This is a genomic window from Lysinibacillus sp. ZYM-1, assembly GCF_001308875.1.
GTDB lineage: Bacteria > Bacillota > Bacilli > Bacillales_A > Planococcaceae > Lysinibacillus.
In genome coordinates this window covers 28,339-46,294 of the sequence record NZ_KQ465117.1, presented here as the reverse complement: position 1 = coordinate 46,294, position 17,956 = coordinate 28,339, and the positions used below count along the sequence as shown (strand labels likewise).

The following is a 17,956-nucleotide window of genomic DNA, read 5'->3' as shown; positions in this document are numbered from 1 at the left end:
CGCTTTGTAAAGTGGTTCTCACACTTTAATGGACGATTTCCACCCTCTTTAGAGCAGTTTACTCGCTTTATGTAGTAACCTACAAATTTAAGCCATCCCCATAGCTACATACAATAACCTTAGGTTTTATTTCAGTAAATGTTTACTAATAACTAGTCTTTGAATTTCACTTGTTCCTTCATATATTTCTGTTACCTTGGCATCGCGGAAATACCGCTCTACTGGGTAATCTTCTGTATAGCCATAGCCACCAAACACTTGAACGGCTTCTATTGCTGTTTGTACAGCTGTTCGTGATGCAAATAGCTTCGCCATTGAAGCTTCTGCGCCGCATGGTAAACCTTTCGCACGTAGATCTGCTGCATGGTAGACTAGCAGTTTTGACGATTCCACTGCTGTTGCCATGTCAGCTAGCTTAAAACCAACTCCTTGTTGTGCAACAATCGGTTTGCCGAATTGAATACGTTCTTTTGCATATGAAGTAGCTGCCTCAAGGGCTGCTTCAGCAATTCCTAAAGCCTGTGCCGCAATACCAATGCGTCCAACATCTAAGTTGGCCATCGCTATTTTGAAGCCTTCTCCTTCTTCCCCTAAAAGGTTGCTGGCTGGAATTCGACAATTATCGAATGTTAGTTGAACAGTACGTGAACCATGTAAGCCCATTTTATGTTCGTCTTTTCCAATGATTAAACCAGGCGTTCCCTTTTCAACGATAAAAGCAGAAATACCTCGTGTTTTTTCAGCTGGATTCGTTGATGCGAATACAATATATACATCAGCCTCTCCACCATTTGTAATAAATACTTTGGAGCCATTGATGACATATTCTTCACCATCTCGCACCGCTTTTGATTGAAGCGATCCTGCATCTGAACCGGCACCAGGTTCTGTTAAACAAAAGGCCCCTAAATATTCACCCGCTGCAAGTTTAGGCACATAACGTTTCTTTTGTTCTTCATTCCCAAAGTAAATGATTGGATTTGTTCCAACCGAAGTGTGCACTGATAAAATAACACCCATTACAGCACTTACTTTCGATAATTCATTAATCGCAATAATATACGATGTAAAATCCATGCCAGAGCCACCAAGCTCTTCAGGTGTTGTGATACCCATTAAGCCAAGTTCACCCATTTGCTGAAGTAGCTCACGTGGGAACTCCCCTGCTTCCATTCGCTCTACCCATGGTTGAATTTTTTCCTGGGCAAAATTACGAACCATATCGCGCATCATAATTTGTTCATCTGTAAACTGTAAATGCATCTATTATGTCACCCCTCTAAGTTGTCCTTTTGCATCTCGATAACCCCATCCCCATAGGATTACTCGTAAACGTAAAAACCTCTTCCTGATTTTTTCCCTAGCCAACCAGCTGCTACATATTTACGAAGCAGTGGACAAGGTCGATATTTACTATCTCCTAAACCTTCATGTAAAATCTCCATAATAGAGAGACAAGTATCTAAGCCAATAAAGTCCGCCAATGTTAACGGCCCCATCGGATGGTTCATACCAAGCTTCATGACATCGTCAATCGCTTCTTTCGACGCTACTCCTTCGTATAAAGCGTAAATTGCTTCATTGATCATAGGAAGTAAAATTCGGTTTGAAATAAATCCTGGGAAGTCATTAACCTCAACTGGTGTTTTCGATAATTTGACAGTCATCTCTTCTACCGCTTTGTACACTTCATCCGTTGTTGCTAAACCTCGAATAATTTCTACAAGCTTCATGACAGGCACCGGATTCATAAAATGCATGCCAATGACTTGCTCTGGTCGATTTGTTACAGCAGCAATTTCTGTAATAGGCAGTGAAGATGTATTTGTAGCTAAAATTGCATGTGCCTGTGCAATAGTATCGAGTTGTTTAAAAATGGTTTGCTTCACTTCCATATTTTCTACAGCTGCTTCAATGATAATATCTACATCACTAGCATCTTGTAAATCTAGCGACATAGTGATGCGGCCTAAAATTGCAGTTTTTTCATCTTCTGTTTTACGACCTTTTTCAACATCACGTGATAAGTTTTTCGTAATAACCCCTATTCCACGTTCGTAAAACTCTTGTTTAATGTCATTCAATTTCACTTCTAAGCCTGCTTGTGCGCAAACCTGCGCAATGCCAGAGCCCATTTGCCCTGCGCCAATGACCATTACCTTTTGAATTCCCATCAGTTCAGTCCCCCTGTTTTCGGTACTTCAATCATAATTGCATCGCCTTGCCCACCACCTGAACAAATAGCTGCAATGCCGATGCCACCGCCTCTACGCTTTAGTTCGTGTGCAAGCGTTAAAATAATACGTGCACCAGAGGCACCGATTGGATGTCCTAGAGCAACTGCACCGCCATTAACATTAATCTTTTCTGCATCTAGATCTGCTAATTGCTTACTCACTAAAGCGACTGCAGCAAAGGCTTCATTAATTTCAATCAAATCAATATCTACTAATGATTTGTTAGTCTTTTTCAATAGCTTATTAATGACTAGACCTGGCGTTTGCGGGAAATTTTCTGGCTCAATCGCAAGCTCTTCATGGCCTATAATAATTGCCAATGGCTCTCTACCCTCACGTGTCGCGCGTTCCTCGTTCATTATTACGAGTGCACATGCACCGTCGTTTACACCAGGTGCATTACCTGCTGTAATGGTACCGTCCTTATCAAAGGCTGGCTTAAGGTTTGCCAGTACTTCTAAAGAAGTACCTGCTCTTGGCGCCTCATCTGTATCGACAACAAGTGGCTCACCTTTTCGTTGTGGAATCTCAACAGGAACGATTTCTTCTGCAAAATATCCATTGTCAATCGCCGCTAGTGCTCGTTCATGGCTACGAACTGACCAAGCGTCCTGCTCCTCACGACTTAGTGAGAATTCTTTAGCTGTTAAATTACCATAGCTACCCATATGTGGTTTTGCTGGATTAAAGGCACATGTTAATCCATCATAAAGCATGCCATCAACCATTGTTGAATCACCCATTCGTAAGCCTGTTCGACCATTTAACAGATAATATGGTGCATTGGACATGGACTCCATTCCACCAGCAACAATAACTTCTTCGTCCCCTAACCGAATCAGTTGATCTGCCAATGTCACTGCACGCATCCCTGACGCACAAACTTTATTGATTGTTTCTGTTTTTACCCCTATTGGCAAATTAGCTTTTATTGCAGCCTGTCGAGAAGGAATTTGCCCCTGTCCCCCTTGTAAAACCGAGCCTAAAATTACCTCATTGACATCATCAAAGCCAATATTGGCTTTCTCTAATGCACCTTTAATAGCAATGGCACCTAAATCACTTGCATGTAATGCTGATAATGAACCACCAAATTTACCAAATGCCGTTCTTGCTCCTGCTAAAATTACAGCTCTATTCAAGTAAAACACCCCTTTTGTTTTACGTTCTCGATGAAGTAGTGGAGCATTTTATTGACTGAACGCTCGCTCGACTTCTATCGATGAAAAATGGGAGTTTTCATTTCAACTCCCATTTCCATTTAATCTTATTCTACAAAACAATTTTTTATTGTGCAATTTATATTTTTCAGATAACTAAAATATTTCTACAATAACAATCATTTTTCTGCGCTTATTTCAGTATTCTCGTTTTGATTCAAATTTTCTACTGACACAACTACTTCTTCAAGTGTTTCTTCTACTGCTTCTTCAGAAGAGTTGTCACCCGCTTTTATTTTTTCCCCAAACACTGAACGCTCTAATAACTCTGCAACATCGAATGTTCCAATGGAATCTTCTACTTCTTTTGCCTTTGTACCATCCTCCAACATTGTTAAGCAGTATGGACAACCAGATGAAATAACTGAAGCATTGGTTGCTAATGCCTGTTCTGTCCGAGCTACGTTAATGCGATTGCCGACATGCTCTTCCATCCACATGAGACCGCCACCTGCACCACAGCACATTGCTGATTCGCGATTACGTTCCATTTCGACTAACTTCACGCCAGGAATACCACGTAGAATTTCTCGCGGCGCATCATAGACATCATTGTAACGACCTAAGTAACATGAATCATGGAAAACAATTGTTTCATGAACCTCGTAATTTAATGCTAGACGGTTCTCTTCAATTAACTGATTTAATAATTCAGTATGATGATATACTTCGCCTTTCCAACCAAAATCTTGGTATTCATTTTTAAAGATATTGTATGCATGAGGATCAATTGTAACAATTTTTTTCACATCATTTTTAACAAACTCATCAATATTTGCCGTAGCTAGTTCTTGGAACAAGAATTCATTTCCTAAACGACGAGGTGTGTCCCCAGAGTTCTTCTCTTTATTTCCTAAGATTGCAAACTTTACGCCAGCTTCGTTTAATAGACGACAGAATGCTAAAGCAATTTTTTGAGAGCGGTTATCAAATGCGCCCATTGAACCAACCCAGAATAGATATTCCATTTCCTCGCCAGACTTTTTCAACTCTTTTACGGTAGGAATTTGGATCGTTGGATCTAGATCACGCCAATTTTCTTTTTCTTTACGATTTAAGCCCCAAGGATTTCCTTGTCTCTCGATATTCGTCATAGCACGTTGCGCATCAGGATTTACTTTCCCCTCTGTCATTGTTAAATAACGACGAAGGTCAATTATTTTATCAACATGCTCGTTCATTACAGGGCATTGATCCTCACAGTTACGACAAGTCGTACATGCCCAAATCTCTTCCTCCGTAATCACATCACCGATTAAAGATGGACTGTAGATATCTTCAATCACAGCCCCTTTAGCACCAGCTGCCATCGCAAGCTGATTACCCTTTGTATTAGCAAAGAATTGATAAGGCACCCAAGGCTTTTGCTTTGTTTCAACAGCACCTGTAAATGTTAAATGATCTCGTAATTTCACGATTAAATCCATAGGAGACAGCATTTTTCCTGTCCCTGTTGCTGGACACATATTTGTACAGCGTCCACATTCTACACAAGAATACAGATCAAGCATTTGCTTTTGTGTGAAGTCCTGTATGCGTCCCACCCCAATAGAAGGCATATCCTCTTCACTTTCTGCATTTTCTCCAGCCTCTTCTAAAGCTTCAAAATCAATTGGTGTCAATGTCCCTGTACGGTCTAAGCGATTCATGTAAACATTAATCGGACTTACAATTAAATGGAAATGTTTAGATTGTGGTACATACACAAGGAATGTTAAAAGAATTAATAAATGGGCCCACCACATGACATAAAATACACCAGCAGCTACCGATGCAGGTAAGAAGCCAAGAATAGCAGCAATACTTGAAGCAACTGGCTCCGTATATGTTAATCCCTCACCATGCCAAATTAAACCCATACCATTAGCGATTAACGTCGATACCATTAAGCCACCAATGAAAATTAATACAAGACCGTTTTTCCACCCACGTTTTAAACGTACTAGTTTTTCAACATAGCGTCGGTAAAAGGCCCACACAACCGCTATCAAAATCATTAAAACTACAAGTTCCTGGAAGAATGTAAAGACACCATAGAAAATACCTAGTGGTAGATGTGAACCTGGCGCTAATCCTTTCCAAATTAAATCAATGGCCCCTAGCTGCACCATTAAAAATCCATAGAAAAACATAACGTGAATTAAACCACTCTTTGGATCTTTTAATAGCTTATTTTGACCAAATACATTGACCATAATATAGCGAAGTCGTTCTTTAACACTTTCATCAAACTCAACCTTTTTCCCCAACTGCACATACTTATAGCGTGTTTTCAACAGATAGAAGAACAATCCTACTGCATAAAGTACAACCACGACTGTTAAGACAATGTTAGCAATTAATAATGGACTCATGGTTGGTCCCCCCTTTAGTTTGTCGTAATTTTCTCTCTTTGTGGTAAATTTGCTAGCTCATACGAAAATGTGCGTCACTTTATCATTATATTCCTATTCTAATAAATGAGTGAGCATTCAGTCAACATAAAACGGAAATATTTCTGATAATTTTATATTCTTACATTTTACAAGAAAAAAAGCCACCCTGAATTTTTTCAAAGTAGCATTTTTTACTTTCCATAGAAAACTAAATTTTTATTTTTTAAAGACATTACCACTACGAATATATTCAACATCTGCTACATTTAATCGAGCATTCACAACGCGTGCAGCTGCAAATAAATAATCTGATAATCGATTTAAATATTTTTGTACAACCTTTGGCACATCTTCAACCTCTTTCATAAGTGTCACCATTTCACGTTCTGCTCGACGTGCAACAGTGCGAGCAATGTGTAAAGTGGCAGCTGCTGGTGCTCCTCCTGGCAAAATAAAACGTTGTAATGGTGGCGCTTCATCCGACAGTGCATCAATACGAGCTTCCAGCACCTCAATTGGTTGTTCTGTTAGCTTATAATGCCGTTCTTTCATCACGTTTGCAAGATCACCGCCGGCATCGAACAGCTCATGTTGAATCGTTTCTAGATCCGTTAAAATATCCTTGAAAAGCGCTTGATCTAATTCACTTACAGCTTTCCCAATAAAAGAATTTAATTCATCAATAGCCCCATATGTCTCAACACGTAAACTATCTTTATCAACGCGTCCTCCTATAAGACTCGTTTTACCCGTATCCCCTGTTTTTGTATAAAGCTTCATCTCTCTCATCTCCTAAAATTGATTTTTATAATTCCTAATAGCTTGAACCGTAGTTTCAAAAACACCCTTCGCAATCATTTTACCAACTTCCGTAATGGGACCACCATACAACATTTCTTTCCCCTTTTGAGTTGCTGCAATTAAAAGACTATCTGTAGCAGTACCTGTAGCAATAGTTCCACTTCGCTCATCACGGATATTTTCTGATTGTAAAGCTTTCGTTTTTGCCTCTGTAGCTGTCATCATGGCCTGAAAAAATGCTTCATCCGATAAACAGCCATTGATAATTACCCACGTATTAATAGTACCAATATATGGTTCATCTTGCCTTTCGTGCACACGTGATACATCGACCGCATTGCCCACTCCAGCTGTAACAGCTACTATCACACTGCCAAAAGGTGCATAAAACTCATTGATTGCTACAAGAGCTGTTGGCACCGCCGTCAACATGACAACAGTATTCGTAGGCGAAAAATCCCCTCTTTGCAAAAATTCATTGACTTCTCTCTTGACATCACTGATCACATAATCACCAGGCACAGAGCGATTTAATAAACAATTATGCCATCCAATACCAGGGTTATGGACAGCAGAGGATACCGTTTTTAAAGGAATCTCTGATTGAAGATGAATAAAGTGTTCCGTTATCATGAAATGTTCTTTTTTTATGACAGCTCGCTGCTGATAGTCGATTGCTGCAGGCATCATCGTAATTTGTGGTTTAGGAATTTCTGGATGAGCATATGTAGCCACTCGAGCTTGATAAATTTCTTCAATTTGAGAAGCAATTAATACCTCATGAGGTGCCCCAAAAGCTCTCATTTGTCCGCTTTCCATGAGTAATAATTCATCACAATAGAGAGAAGCTAAATTCATATCATGTAATACCATCACCACTGTTAAACCACACTCCACTGCTTCCTTCCGTACCATATCTAAAATTTGACGTTGATGGGCAATGTCTAAATGATTTGTTGGCTCATCTAGCAATAAAACTTCTGCAGTTTGAGCAAGCGCCTGTGCTACAAAAACTCTTTGCTGTTCGCCACCCGATAAAAATTCCATTGGCGTATGCTCATAACGTTTTACGCCTGTTTGTAACATTGCGTGTTGGACTGCCTGTTCATCACGCTCAGACCAGCTTGAAAAAAAACCTGTTTGATGCGGATAACGACCAAGTGAAACAGCTTCCCTTACAGTATTTGAGAAAGCATTCGCATGAAGCTGTGGTAAAACAGCCATTTTTTTTGCCAAAGCACGAGCATTGTAGGAAAGGATATTTTGTCCATCAATTGCAATCGTGCCAGTAGTTGCTGGTAGGATCCCACTCATTACCTTGAGTAATGTAGATTTCCCGCTGCCATTAGGCCCTAAAATACCAAGTATCTTTCCTTTTTTAACAGTAAAACTTATATCCTTGACAATCGGTACGTCTTCATAACCACCTGATAGATGTTCAACAACAATCACGCCCGTACCCCCTTGCCTCTACGTTGCTTATAAAAAATATAGGAAAAAACAGGCGCGCCTATAAATGCAGTTATTACACCAATCGGCAGTTCCCTTGGCAAGATGATTGTTCTTGCTACTAAATCACAAATTATAAGTAATGTTGCGCCATTCAAAAAAGATAATGGCAGTAAATGGCGGTGATCAGAACCCCAAATCATTCTTGTCATATGTGGTACAACCAACCCTACAAAGCCAATTGTACCTGAAACAGCTACGGCTGCTCCCGTTAGTATAGACCCACCGGCTAAAATCAAATACTTACTGCGCTTGACATTGACACCTAAATGCTTCGCTCTTTCTTCCCCATATAACAAAACATTGAGCTCTCGTCTCTGTGTCCATATCATAAGCGAGCCAACAATGACAAATGGGATAATCATTTGAACATAAGGCCAACCACGCATAGACACCGAACCAAGTAGCCAGCCAATTACTTGGCGTAGCTCCTCACCGGATAAGGCAATCATTAAAGAAATTAGCGAACCTAAAAATGAACTAAAAATAACGCCAGTCAAAATGAGTGTTTCCATCTTTAAAGACCGGTCTACTATCCTAGCAAAGCTCATGACAACAACCATCGTGATGATTGCGCCTACCATGCTAAAAGTTGGTAAGGCATACAAACCTACAACAGGTATAGAGATATTAAAAAATATTGTCATGACAGCACCTACAGAAGCACCCGATGAAACACCTAGCGTATATGGATCTGCTAGTGGATTTTTTAATAGACCTTGGAAAGCTGCTCCCGCAATAGCCAGAGATGCACCTACTAGCCCCGCTAAGAGCACACGGGGCAAGCGAATTTTCCAAAAGATATTGGCGGCTGTTTCATCAACTGCCTGATTCCACAATACTTCTAATGGAATATGAACTGAGCCTATAGCTACGCCACACCAGATACTAATGATAAGAAGCGTACATGTTAATACATAGGCTGTTACTACTTTTTTCACTTAAATACCTCTGGGTAGATGGCTTTTGCTAACTCCTCTAGACCATCTGCCAAGCGAGGTCCTTGACGGCTTGTCGTACTTTCATCTACTTGCGCAATTGCTTTATTTTTCACTGCATTAATTGTATCGAAACCAGCACGCTGTGGTATTTTTGTTAAAATATCAGGTACATAATTATATGTCACCACGATCACATCTGGATTTTTTGCGATAATTTGTTCTGCACCAATTTCATACCAATTATCACCATCTACTGCTACATTTTCTGCATGGATCATCTCCAGCATAGCGTTCATAAATGTGCCTTGACCAGCAGTATAGATATTGGGTTCATCAGAAGCTTCTACAAACACTTTCTTGGATTCAACATCCTTCACTTTCGCCTGAACCTCTTCCACTTTCGCCTTCATGTCAGCAATGATTTTCTCTGCCTCTGGTAGTTTCCCTGTGGCGCTACCTAACTGTTCAATCGTTGTATAAGTTTCATTAAAATCTTGTGCATTTTTTACAACAAATACTTTCATTCCTGCCGACTCAAGCTGTTCTATGGCTGATTCTGAAAGTGACATACTAGATTCGTGTGCAAAAACGATATCAGGCTTTAGGGCAATAATTTGTTCAATATTGTACTCCATGCCACCAACCTTAACCTTTTCAGCTACCTCAGGTGGATAATCGTCGTTGTTTGTAACCCCTACTATTTCATCCTTTAAACCTAGGCCAAATAATATTTCTGTATTACTTGGAATAAGTGACACTATTTTCTCAGGAGGAGCTTCTAGTGTAATGTCCTTCCCAATGGCATCAGTTATAGTCATTGGAAATGTTGCTTCATCCACCTGTGATGTTTCTTGTTGAGTTTGCTGCCCAGTAGCTGCGGGCTTGTCATTTTTCGCCCCTTGGCCACAAGCTGCTAGCAAGCTTATTGCTAAAAATACTAATACCCCTATTTTCAAAAATTTCTTCATGTGAATCCTCCTTCGTTGATCCGTGCGTCCATGGTCAAAAATACGCTTCCATTAAAATAAGACCCCTCATCTTCGAATGATGAGGGGTCAAAATCGCACCAAAAAACTGATACAAAATCCACCACCCTATCCTCGTAGGCTGTCATGTCTATACTATAAAGGCAGGTCTCCTGGCTTGTGCTCATTACGTTTTTTCAGACCTTCCCGAAATCTTCAGTGGCATTATTTGAAAAAACTCACACATACAGTGGCGGGACCGCATCGGAATTGCACCGATTTCCCTTTTCACTTTACGTAAGTAAAGAACCTTTATAATATTCAGTTGATTTTATTATACATGAAAACAAAGGAAGTCGCCTCCATTCAAGACGACTCCTAAGGTTGTTATACAATTTCGGAATAATACTGTACAGTTTTCATTGGAGCACCCATCGATCGCAATGACCATGTTTGCTCTAAATAAACATCCGCTAGTTTTTCATATTTCCCACCAAATCTTTGTGCCCATTCAACAGCTATAACACTTTCATATAGATGAGCCATTTTTTTCGCAACATCTTTTGCTTCAAACGTTTTTGTTGCTTCATCTAAAGCACTAAAAGTTTGTAATGATGCTGCTAGTTTAGTTAATTGATCTTGAACGATTCGCACAAATGGATTGTCTGTTAAACTTTCTAACCGATCCTTCATCTCTTGAACAAACAACTCATGCGCACGGAATTTATCAACTAAGCGAATAAGCTCCAAGGCTAGTATATTAGCCGTGCCTTCCCATACCGTCAATACTTGTGCATCTCTCAGTAAACGAGGTGTCACAAAGTCTTCAATATAACCATTACCACCATGCAACTCTATTGCTTCACTTGCATAATGGACCGCCTGCTCCGCCGTTTCTTTTTTCATAATCGCAATATATAAACGATTCATTATAATATCTTGTTGTGTCCCCTGACCACTCGTCACTTTATCATATAATTGAATAAGATCAAAAATTGTGGCTACTTCTACATGTAGCTTAGCGGCAAATTTACCCAATGTATCCTGGATCATTGGGAATTGAGTTAAAGGTTTACCAAAGGCATAGCGATTTGACACATAATGCTTCGCCTCTAAGAAGCCACGGCGCATAATACCAATGGATGCCACTGCATTACAAATTCTTGATAAATTAAGCGCCTCCAACATATAATAGATTCCTTTATTTTGTTCACCAACCACATAAGCTAGTGCCCCATCAAACTCTACCTCACCAGATGGAACTGCTTTCACACCTAATTTATCTTTTAGTCGTCGAATCCGAAGATGATTAGCCGATCCATCTTCATTACGCCATGGAACTGCAAATAAAGTTAATCCTTTAGAGCCTACTTGTGCACCTTCTACTCTTGCCAATACCATTGCTACCCCACACATCCCCGCATTGGATGCGAAATACTTTTCTCCAAAGAGGCGGTACTCATTCCCCTCCATTCTTGCTTCTACTACATTTGCGCCTACATCTGAGCCTCCTTGCCGTTCTGTTAAAAATGTCGCCCCCTCATATAGCTCCATATCACCCGTTGCACAAACATGCGGTAAGAAACGCTGCTTAACTTCTTCCTCTGCATAATGGTCTAATAAATAAGCAGTGGCCATCGTCAATGTTACAGGGCAATAAAAACCGGGCTCTGCATGTGACAGTAAATAACCTTGTGCAAAACTATAAACATAATTCCCCTTTTGACCTAGTTGAGGAATATCCTTATGCACATAACCAACAATGCCTGTATTATAGGTCTCCTCGATTGTTTTTTTGTAGCCATCATTGACCCACACCTCTGAGACCTCTTCGCCATAAGCATTATACCTTTGAAGGCGGGGCTCCCCTTGTCGATCGGTATGTTTCGCCCTCACGTCTATAGCACCCGCACATAGCTCACCAAAGTCCGTCAATTCTCGATGCGCATAAGATGAAAACTCTTTATCCAACATCATTTCCAACACTTTTTGAAGCGTTTCATCATCTGTAAAGAAATTGGTTGTGCGTGATACTTCATGTTGTAAAACCTTCATGCTATCTCACCTCTTGTCCCTTCAAGGATTGTTTTAAAATTTTGCCTGACGCATTACGTGGTAGCGCTTCCATTTTTTCGAAAATACGCGGTATTTTATACTTAGCAAGCTGCCCCTCTAAATAATCTTTTAGAGCATCTTCATCAATATCCTGTTTAGCAGAATAAACAGCCTTCACTGTCTCTCCCCACTGTGGATGTGGAACACCAATCACTGCCACTTCAAATATCCCCTCAAAGCTTAAAATGCAATCTTCTATTTCTTTCGGATAAATATTGACACCACCCGAAATGATCACATCTTTTTTTCGATCAACAATCCAAATAAAGCCGTCTTCATCCTTTCGAGCTAGATCTCCTGTTTTTAACCAGCCGTCTATAAAGGCCGCATTAGTTGCCATTTCATCCCTGTAGTACCCGAGCATATTGCCCTCGCCTAATAAAACAATTTCCCCCACTTCTCCTGCTAGTACATCTTCGCCATTGTCGTTAACAATACGTATCTCTGTACCTAAAGGCGCACGCTGACCAATACTCCCGGCCTTTGCTTCATGCTCCTTGCCAAATAGCAATGATCCACTTGGCCCCGCCTCTGTTAATCCATAAACACATGTTAAATTATTTGTGCGGAATGCCTGTTGAATGAAACGAACTTCGCTTTCGGATAAAGGTGCTCCACCGTATACCCACCACTTCATGGAGGTCAAATCGGCTGATTGCAATCTTGGCATCTGTGCTGTTAATAAATATGCAACAGGTGCTCCAAAGAAATGGGTCGTTTTTTCCTGTTCAATGGAATCAATAAATAAGTCTGGTGTAAAAGTTGGTGTTAACACAATCGTAGAGCCTACAAGTACACCTGCCATTAAAAATAAATGCAATGGGGCCGAATGGGTTAATGGCATCATCAGCAAGATACGGCTTTCAGGCTTGACTTCCATTTCAACTGCAATCATTTGTGCCACCGTTATAATATTGCGATAGCTAAACAACACGCCCTTTGGTTTCCCAGTCGTCCCTGATGTGTACAAAATAGTCGAAGCATCATCCTCATGCAACTGGCAATCAATCATTTGTGCACCGGCATTTTGAATCATTGTTTCATAATGAAGCCAGCCTGTTATTTGTTGTCCTGTTTTAATTTTTAACGGGATTGCTATATGCTCGACTGTTGCAAAAATGGCTTCATGAACAATAATTGCCTTCGCTTCAGCATGTTGCGCCACATATTCTACTTCCTGTAATGTAAATTTAGCATTGACTGGAACGACAATAGCGCCAATACGCTGTATAGCAAAATAGCTAACAACAAACTCTACAACGTTAGGCATAAAAATCAGAACCTTATCTCCCTGCCTTACTCCCTTCTTTAGCAAAGCATGACTAAAACAGGACACTTGCTCATCTAAATCATGATAGGTTATTCTTCTGCCATGACAAATAACGGCTTCTTTTTTCGGATACTTACGGGCATTACGTGCTAATAAATCGGAACTATTCATCGTGCATCTCTCCCTTTAAAGTCGTTAATTTTTCATTAAACATGCCATGCATTTGTTGTAATTCATTTCTCATTTGCGTAAGCTCAGCTATTTTACTATCAATCTCTTGAATTTTTTGCTCCCCGTATTCAACTGTTCGCTCCAACTGTTGAATCCCTGAGCGATCAAAATCAAAAAGTAAAATCATTTCCTTGATTTCTTCCAGTGAAAAGCCGTAACGTTTCCCCCTGAAAATAAGCTTGAGCTTCGCTAATTCTTTTTTCGAAAAGGTTCGTTGATTGGTAGAAGAACGTTGGGGACAAAGAAGTCCAAGCTCCTCATAATAACGAATTGTGCGTGTAGACACATCAAACTCCTTAGCCACCTCCTGAATCGTCTTCAAAACCGTCTCCCCCTCCCTAATTGGCAACAGTATACCATTGACGTTAACGTAAACTTCAACAAAATTTTCTAAATTAACAGAAAAATTAGGTTTGAAACAGAAAATCTCAGTACCTATCCGTTGCCTTCATACTTCTAACCGTCACTTTTAAAATTTCATCGTTCATTTTCCGCTCTCTATCCATTTAAAAAGCCCCTAACACATTTCATGTTAGGGGCTAAAATTAATTATTACATTTTTTCTGGTGCTGACACGCCGATTAAGCGTAGCGCATTGGCAATTGTTGTACGAACAGCAGTAATTAATGCTAAGCGAGCTTCTGTTAACTCTTTGTTTGAAGCATCTAATACTTTTTCTGCATTATAGAAACTATGGAAAGTAGCTGCTGTTTCTTGAATATAATTTGCGATACGATGTGGTGTACGGTGCTTCGCCGCTTCAGCTACCACTTGCGGGAAATCGCCTATTTTTTTCAGTAAATCAATCTCTTTTTCAGCTGTAAGCAGGTTAAGATTTTCTGTTGAAGCAGCAAAACCTTGTTCATTTGCTGAACGTAAGATTGATGAAATACGTGCATGCGCATATTGTGCATAGTACACTGGGTTTTCATTGGATTGTGATACTGCAAGGTCAAGGTCAAAGTCCATATGAGAATCGCCTGCTGTCTTCACGAAGAAGTAACGAACTGCATCTAGGCCAACTTCTTCTACAAGCTCCCGCATTGTTACTGCATTCCCTGTACGTTTAGACATTTTAAATTTTTCACCGTTTTTATAAAGCTGAACCATTTGAATAACTGCTACTTCTAATGTATCACGATCATAGCCTAGTGCTTGAATTGCTGCTTTCATACGAGGAATATAACCGTGGTGGTCAGCTCCCCAAATATTGATTAATTTATCAAAGCCACGGACAATTTTATCCTCATGGTAAGCAATATCTGGCGTTAAATATGTGAACGAACCATCGTTTTTAATTAACACACGGTCTTTATCATCACCAAATGTTGTGGAGCGGAACCAAGTGGCACCATCCTCTTCAAACACATGACCATTTGTTTTTAATTTATCTAATGCTACTTCGATTTTCCCGTTTTCATATAGAGACGTCTCAGAATACCAGACATCAAAGTTTACACGGAAGTTTGCTAGGTCTGTTTTTAATTTATCTAATTCTAACGCTAAACCATGCTGACGGAAGAATGCAAAACGGTCTTCATCTGATTTTGCTAGTATTGCATCACCATGCTCTTTCGCTAGCTTACCAGCAATTTCAATAATATCTGGGCCATGGTAGCCGTCCTCTGGCATTTCAGCATCCAATCCTAAGGCTTGCTTATAACGTGCTTCTAATGAGTAAGCTAGGTTATTAATTTGGTTTCCTGCATCATTAATATAGTACTCACGAGAGACACTATAACCAGCCATATCTAACACATTACACAGCGAATCTCCGACAGATGCGCCGCGTGCATGCCCTAAATGAAGGTCTCCTGTAGGATTCGCAGAAACAAACTCCACTTGAATTTTCTCGCCTGCACCTGTATTTGAACGACCATAGTTAGCACCTTGCTCAAGAACCTGTGTAACTACCCCTGTTAGGAAATCTTTACGTACTGTGATATTCATGAAACCAGGACCAGCAATATCAATCTTTTCAATATCTGTTCCTGCTGTATCCAGGTTTTCTAAAATAGCTTCCGCAATAGCACGAGGCGGCTTCTTAGCTAATTTCGTTAATTGCATTGCAATGTTTGTTGCATAGTCACCATTTGCCTTATCCTTTGGTGTTTCCAAGTGAATCGTTAATTCTGTGTCAGCCTCAACTAAGCCTGCTTTTTCAACGGCTTGAGCTAACGCTGCTCTAATAGCTTGTTGTACTTGTTCTACTGCGTTCATCATTGTACCTCCGTAAATGTAATATCTAATGTATAATTGCCAACGGATTGCCCACCCATTAGTAAGTCGTACTGTACATGGAAATCTCCGCCTACTGCCTGTTTAGTAAACGTCATTTTTTGTGTGTCTATAACGAGTGGCATGGAGCCAAACTCACTTTCATAATGCCCCTTTTGTTGTTCAATTATGTTCAATGGTAACCGCATATTGACAGCTCCAGCACGCATAATTAGTGCCTTCTCATGACCTAACTTCATAGTAGTGCGGATGGTTTTATCCTCCTGCACCTCATCATATTTCAAATACAAGCTTCCTGCTTTTTCAAGTAGCTGCCCTTTGAGCCACATTTCATAACTTTCGGACTCTCCATCACTTGGACGAATCTTAGAAATGAGCTTAATGTTCACTTGCGATCTTACTTCGTTCGCCATAACGGACGCTCCTTTTTAGTCTTTTACTATAACCTTTTTATTATAGGATGAATACCGTTGTTTTTTCAAGATAGAAGTCAACTTGAGCACATACACTAAAGTTAATTAGAGAAATTAAAAATCCTCCCTTAATAAAGAGAGGACTTTCTCGTTCTATCTATACCATTTTTTAATAATCAATTGTTGAACCGTTAGTAATAAAGCACTGACAGTCCAATATATTGGAATAATCGCTGGATTAAACAAACTAAAAATTAGGATCATGATTGGATTAATGAACACCATAATCTTCAGATTCATTGGTTGGCTTTTATCTAATGAGAGACAACTTTGAATGAAATAGATTAAACAAGCAATCATTGAAATGCCAATATCCACTGTACCCAAATTCATCCAAAGGAAATTTTCACTTGCGATTACCGTATCTAACTTTATCGCATAGTACAATGAAAATATTACAGGTAATTGAACGATAATTGGTAAACAACCCAATAAAGAACTTTTCAATGAATCTGAAGTTAATTCTTGAATTTTATGTTGAACCATTATTTTTTCAGATTCATCATTACTATTCTTATATTTAGCAGTAAGTACATCTAGTTCAGGCTTAATGGATGTCATTAATTCTTTGGAATTTTTTTGGTGCTTTGCCGATTTAATAAAAAGCGGCATAAGCATCAATCGCACCGCAATCGTGATGCCAATAACACCAATAGCATAGCTTCCTGTAAAAGAATGAATGAAATGAATTACATAAATTATTGGCTGCGTTAAAAAAGTAAACAATGAGTTCTCCTCCTAGTTTTAAAGTTTAAATGAAACTAGGAGACACACTTTCTTCCTCATTGTTTTCTGAAGTTCTAATACATAGAACAAACCACGTTAACATAGGTGGAGTCCAAGTATTAGTGATGTCATAGTCAATTTCAATCTCTTCATCTTGTACTTCTTGAAAAGTTATTTTATGAACGAAATATAGATGTAAATTAACATATAGAACCATTAAAAAGAAAGAAGCTAATAGCCAAAAATATTCCATTGTACTCATAAAGATAAATAGATCATTAATGAGAAGCGACCAAATCACAATACCCCTCCTTCCCTTTTTATATAAAAAAATTATATTCGTATTGTGATTATTGAGTCAAATGAATCCACATGACCTAACATTTATATTATTCTTATTTCAAAAAAGTGGTAATAAAGATAGTAGGTTTAAATATGAAGTAGTTAATAATAGCTGAATATTCCGATAAATAAAAGGATCATCGTTCAGGTTTATTGCTCCCACATTATTTGTGGATTACACCTAAAAATTTAATACCAGTTAGATTCTCAGTTAGTGTCCATAGTTGCTCTGCATATTCCGCATTAACAGCCCACGGTCTAACTCCTGATGGATCTGAATTTTCAGCAGAGACAGCTTCCGCTATGTCCACATTTTCGCAATAAACGCCGCCTTTCCATCAAGTTGACTATTTACCGCACACCATACAATGGTAGCTGCTCCTTCTGTTATGCTTTTAAATTCTCCATCATAATTTAAGCTGTGCAGTTAGCAAACTTTAAAAAGAAAATGGGGCTAGCTTAAAGCTAACCCCATCCAATCATTTTAATTATGTTACCCAACCAAATATGGAT

General features: G+C 39.4%; 16 protein-coding genes and 1 riboswitch. All 16 genes read right to left on the bottom strand.

Annotated elements, in window-relative coordinates:
• Positions 1 to 126 precede the first annotated feature (126 nt).
• Positions 127 to 1,263, bottom strand: a complete 1,137-nt coding sequence (locus AO843_RS11405; RefSeq protein WP_054611228.1) for an acyl-CoA dehydrogenase — start codon at positions 1,261 to 1,263, stop codon at positions 127 to 129.
• A gap of 59 nt (positions 1,264 to 1,322) precedes the next feature.
• Positions 1,323 to 2,174 (bottom strand): 3-hydroxybutyryl-CoA dehydrogenase, encoded by an 852-nt coding sequence (locus AO843_RS11400; protein WP_054611227.1) that lies wholly within the window; start codon positions 2,172 to 2,174, stop codon positions 1,323 to 1,325.
• A complete protein-coding gene (locus AO843_RS11395) occupies positions 2,174 to 3,379 on the bottom strand; it encodes an acetyl-CoA C-acetyltransferase (RefSeq protein WP_054611226.1) in 1,206 nt (401 codons plus the stop codon). The genes AO843_RS11400 and AO843_RS11395 overlap by 1 nt, the downstream gene beginning before the upstream one ends.
• Before the next feature lie 197 nt (positions 3,380 to 3,576).
• Positions 3,577 to 5,811 (bottom strand): heterodisulfide reductase-related iron-sulfur binding cluster, encoded by a 2,235-nt coding sequence (locus tag AO843_RS11390; protein ID WP_054611225.1) that lies wholly within the window; start codon positions 5,809 to 5,811, stop codon positions 3,577 to 3,579.
• Between the two features lie 237 nt (positions 5,812 to 6,048).
• Positions 6,049 to 6,612, bottom strand: coding sequence for a cob(I)yrinic acid a,c-diamide adenosyltransferase (locus AO843_RS11385; protein WP_004231536.1), 564 nt, complete (start codon positions 6,610 to 6,612; stop codon positions 6,049 to 6,051).
• Between the two features lie 12 nt (positions 6,613 to 6,624).
• Positions 6,625 to 8,085, bottom strand: a complete 1,461-nt coding sequence (locus tag AO843_RS11380) for an adenosylcobinamide amidohydrolase (RefSeq protein ID WP_054611224.1) — start codon at positions 8,083 to 8,085, stop codon at positions 6,625 to 6,627.
• Entirely contained in the window at positions 8,082 to 9,083 is a 1,002-nt protein-coding gene (locus AO843_RS11375; protein WP_054611223.1) for a FecCD family ABC transporter permease, read from the bottom strand. The genes AO843_RS11380 and AO843_RS11375 overlap by 4 nt, the downstream gene beginning before the upstream one ends.
• Positions 9,080 to 10,051 (bottom strand): ABC transporter substrate-binding protein, encoded by a 972-nt coding sequence (locus AO843_RS11370; RefSeq protein ID WP_054611222.1) that lies wholly within the window; start codon positions 10,049 to 10,051, stop codon positions 9,080 to 9,082. The genes AO843_RS11375 and AO843_RS11370 overlap by 4 nt, the downstream gene beginning before the upstream one ends.
• A gap of 142 nt (positions 10,052 to 10,193) precedes the next feature.
• Positions 10,194 to 10,377, bottom strand: a riboswitch (cobalamin riboswitch).
• Between the two features lie 58 nt (positions 10,378 to 10,435).
• Entirely contained in the window at positions 10,436 to 12,103 is a 1,668-nt protein-coding gene (locus AO843_RS11365; protein WP_054611221.1) for an acyl-CoA dehydrogenase family protein, read from the bottom strand.
• A gap of 1 nt (position 12,104) precedes the next feature.
• Positions 12,105 to 13,604, bottom strand: coding sequence for a class I adenylate-forming enzyme family protein (locus AO843_RS11360; RefSeq protein WP_054611220.1), 1,500 nt, complete (start codon positions 13,602 to 13,604; stop codon positions 12,105 to 12,107).
• Positions 13,597 to 13,986, bottom strand: a complete 390-nt coding sequence (locus AO843_RS11355) for a MerR family transcriptional regulator (RefSeq protein WP_054611219.1) — start codon at positions 13,984 to 13,986, stop codon at positions 13,597 to 13,599. The genes AO843_RS11360 and AO843_RS11355 overlap by 8 nt, the downstream gene beginning before the upstream one ends.
• Before the next feature lie 230 nt (positions 13,987 to 14,216).
• Positions 14,217 to 15,884, bottom strand: coding sequence for an arginine--tRNA ligase (gene argS / locus AO843_RS11350; protein WP_054611218.1), 1,668 nt, complete (start codon positions 15,882 to 15,884; stop codon positions 14,217 to 14,219).
• Positions 15,884 to 16,315 (bottom strand): YwiB family protein, encoded by a 432-nt coding sequence (locus AO843_RS11345; protein ID WP_054611217.1) that lies wholly within the window; start codon positions 16,313 to 16,315, stop codon positions 15,884 to 15,886. The genes argS and AO843_RS11345 overlap by 1 nt, the downstream gene beginning before the upstream one ends.
• A gap of 153 nt (positions 16,316 to 16,468) precedes the next feature.
• The gene (gene yidC / locus AO843_RS11340) at positions 16,469 to 17,101 is read right to left on the bottom strand and encodes a membrane protein insertase YidC (RefSeq protein ID WP_054611216.1); all 633 of its coding nucleotides are present in this window, start codon (positions 17,099 to 17,101) and stop codon (positions 16,469 to 16,471) included.
• 25 nt (positions 17,102 to 17,126) lie between these two features.
• Positions 17,127 to 17,402 carry a hypothetical protein gene (locus tag AO843_RS11335; protein WP_054611215.1) on the bottom strand — a complete coding sequence of 92 codons (276 nt, stop codon included), beginning with the start codon at positions 17,400 to 17,402 and terminating at the stop codon, positions 17,127 to 17,129.
• 205 nt (positions 17,403 to 17,607) lie between these two features.
• Positions 17,608 to 17,754, bottom strand: a complete 147-nt coding sequence (locus AO843_RS25115) for a hypothetical protein (RefSeq protein WP_231630126.1) — start codon at positions 17,752 to 17,754, stop codon at positions 17,608 to 17,610.
• Between the last annotated feature and the right edge of the window lie 202 nt (positions 17,755 to 17,956).

Excerpts from the sequence above, each read along its gene's own strand:
- AO843_RS11405 (WP_054611228.1), bottom strand. The coding sequence starts at position 1,263 with ATGCATTTACAGTTTACAGATGAACAAATTATGATGCGCGATATGGTT.
- AO843_RS11400 (WP_054611227.1), bottom strand. The coding sequence starts at position 2,174 with ATGGGAATTCAAAAGGTAATGGTCATTGGCGCAGGGCAAATGGGCTCT.
- AO843_RS11390 (WP_054611225.1), bottom strand. The coding sequence starts at position 5,811 with ATGAGTCCATTATTAATTGCTAACATTGTCTTAACAGTCGTGGTTGTA.
- AO843_RS11385 (WP_004231536.1), bottom strand. The coding sequence starts at position 6,612 with ATGAAGCTTTATACAAAAACAGGGGATACGGGTAAAACGAGTCTTATA.
- AO843_RS11370 (WP_054611222.1), bottom strand. The coding sequence starts at position 10,051 with ATGAAGAAATTTTTGAAAATAGGGGTATTAGTATTTTTAGCAATAAGC.
- AO843_RS11365 (WP_054611221.1), bottom strand. The coding sequence starts at position 12,103 with ATGAAGGTTTTACAACATGAAGTATCACGCACAACCAATTTCTTTACA.
- AO843_RS11360 (WP_054611220.1), bottom strand. The coding sequence starts at position 13,604 with ATGAATAGTTCCGATTTATTAGCACGTAATGCCCGTAAGTATCCGAAA.
- argS (WP_054611218.1), bottom strand. The coding sequence starts at position 15,884 with ATGAACGCAGTAGAACAAGTACAACAAGCTATTAGAGCAGCGTTAGCT.
- AO843_RS11345 (WP_054611217.1), bottom strand. The coding sequence starts at position 16,315 with ATGGCGAACGAAGTAAGATCGCAAGTGAACATTAAGCTCATTTCTAAG.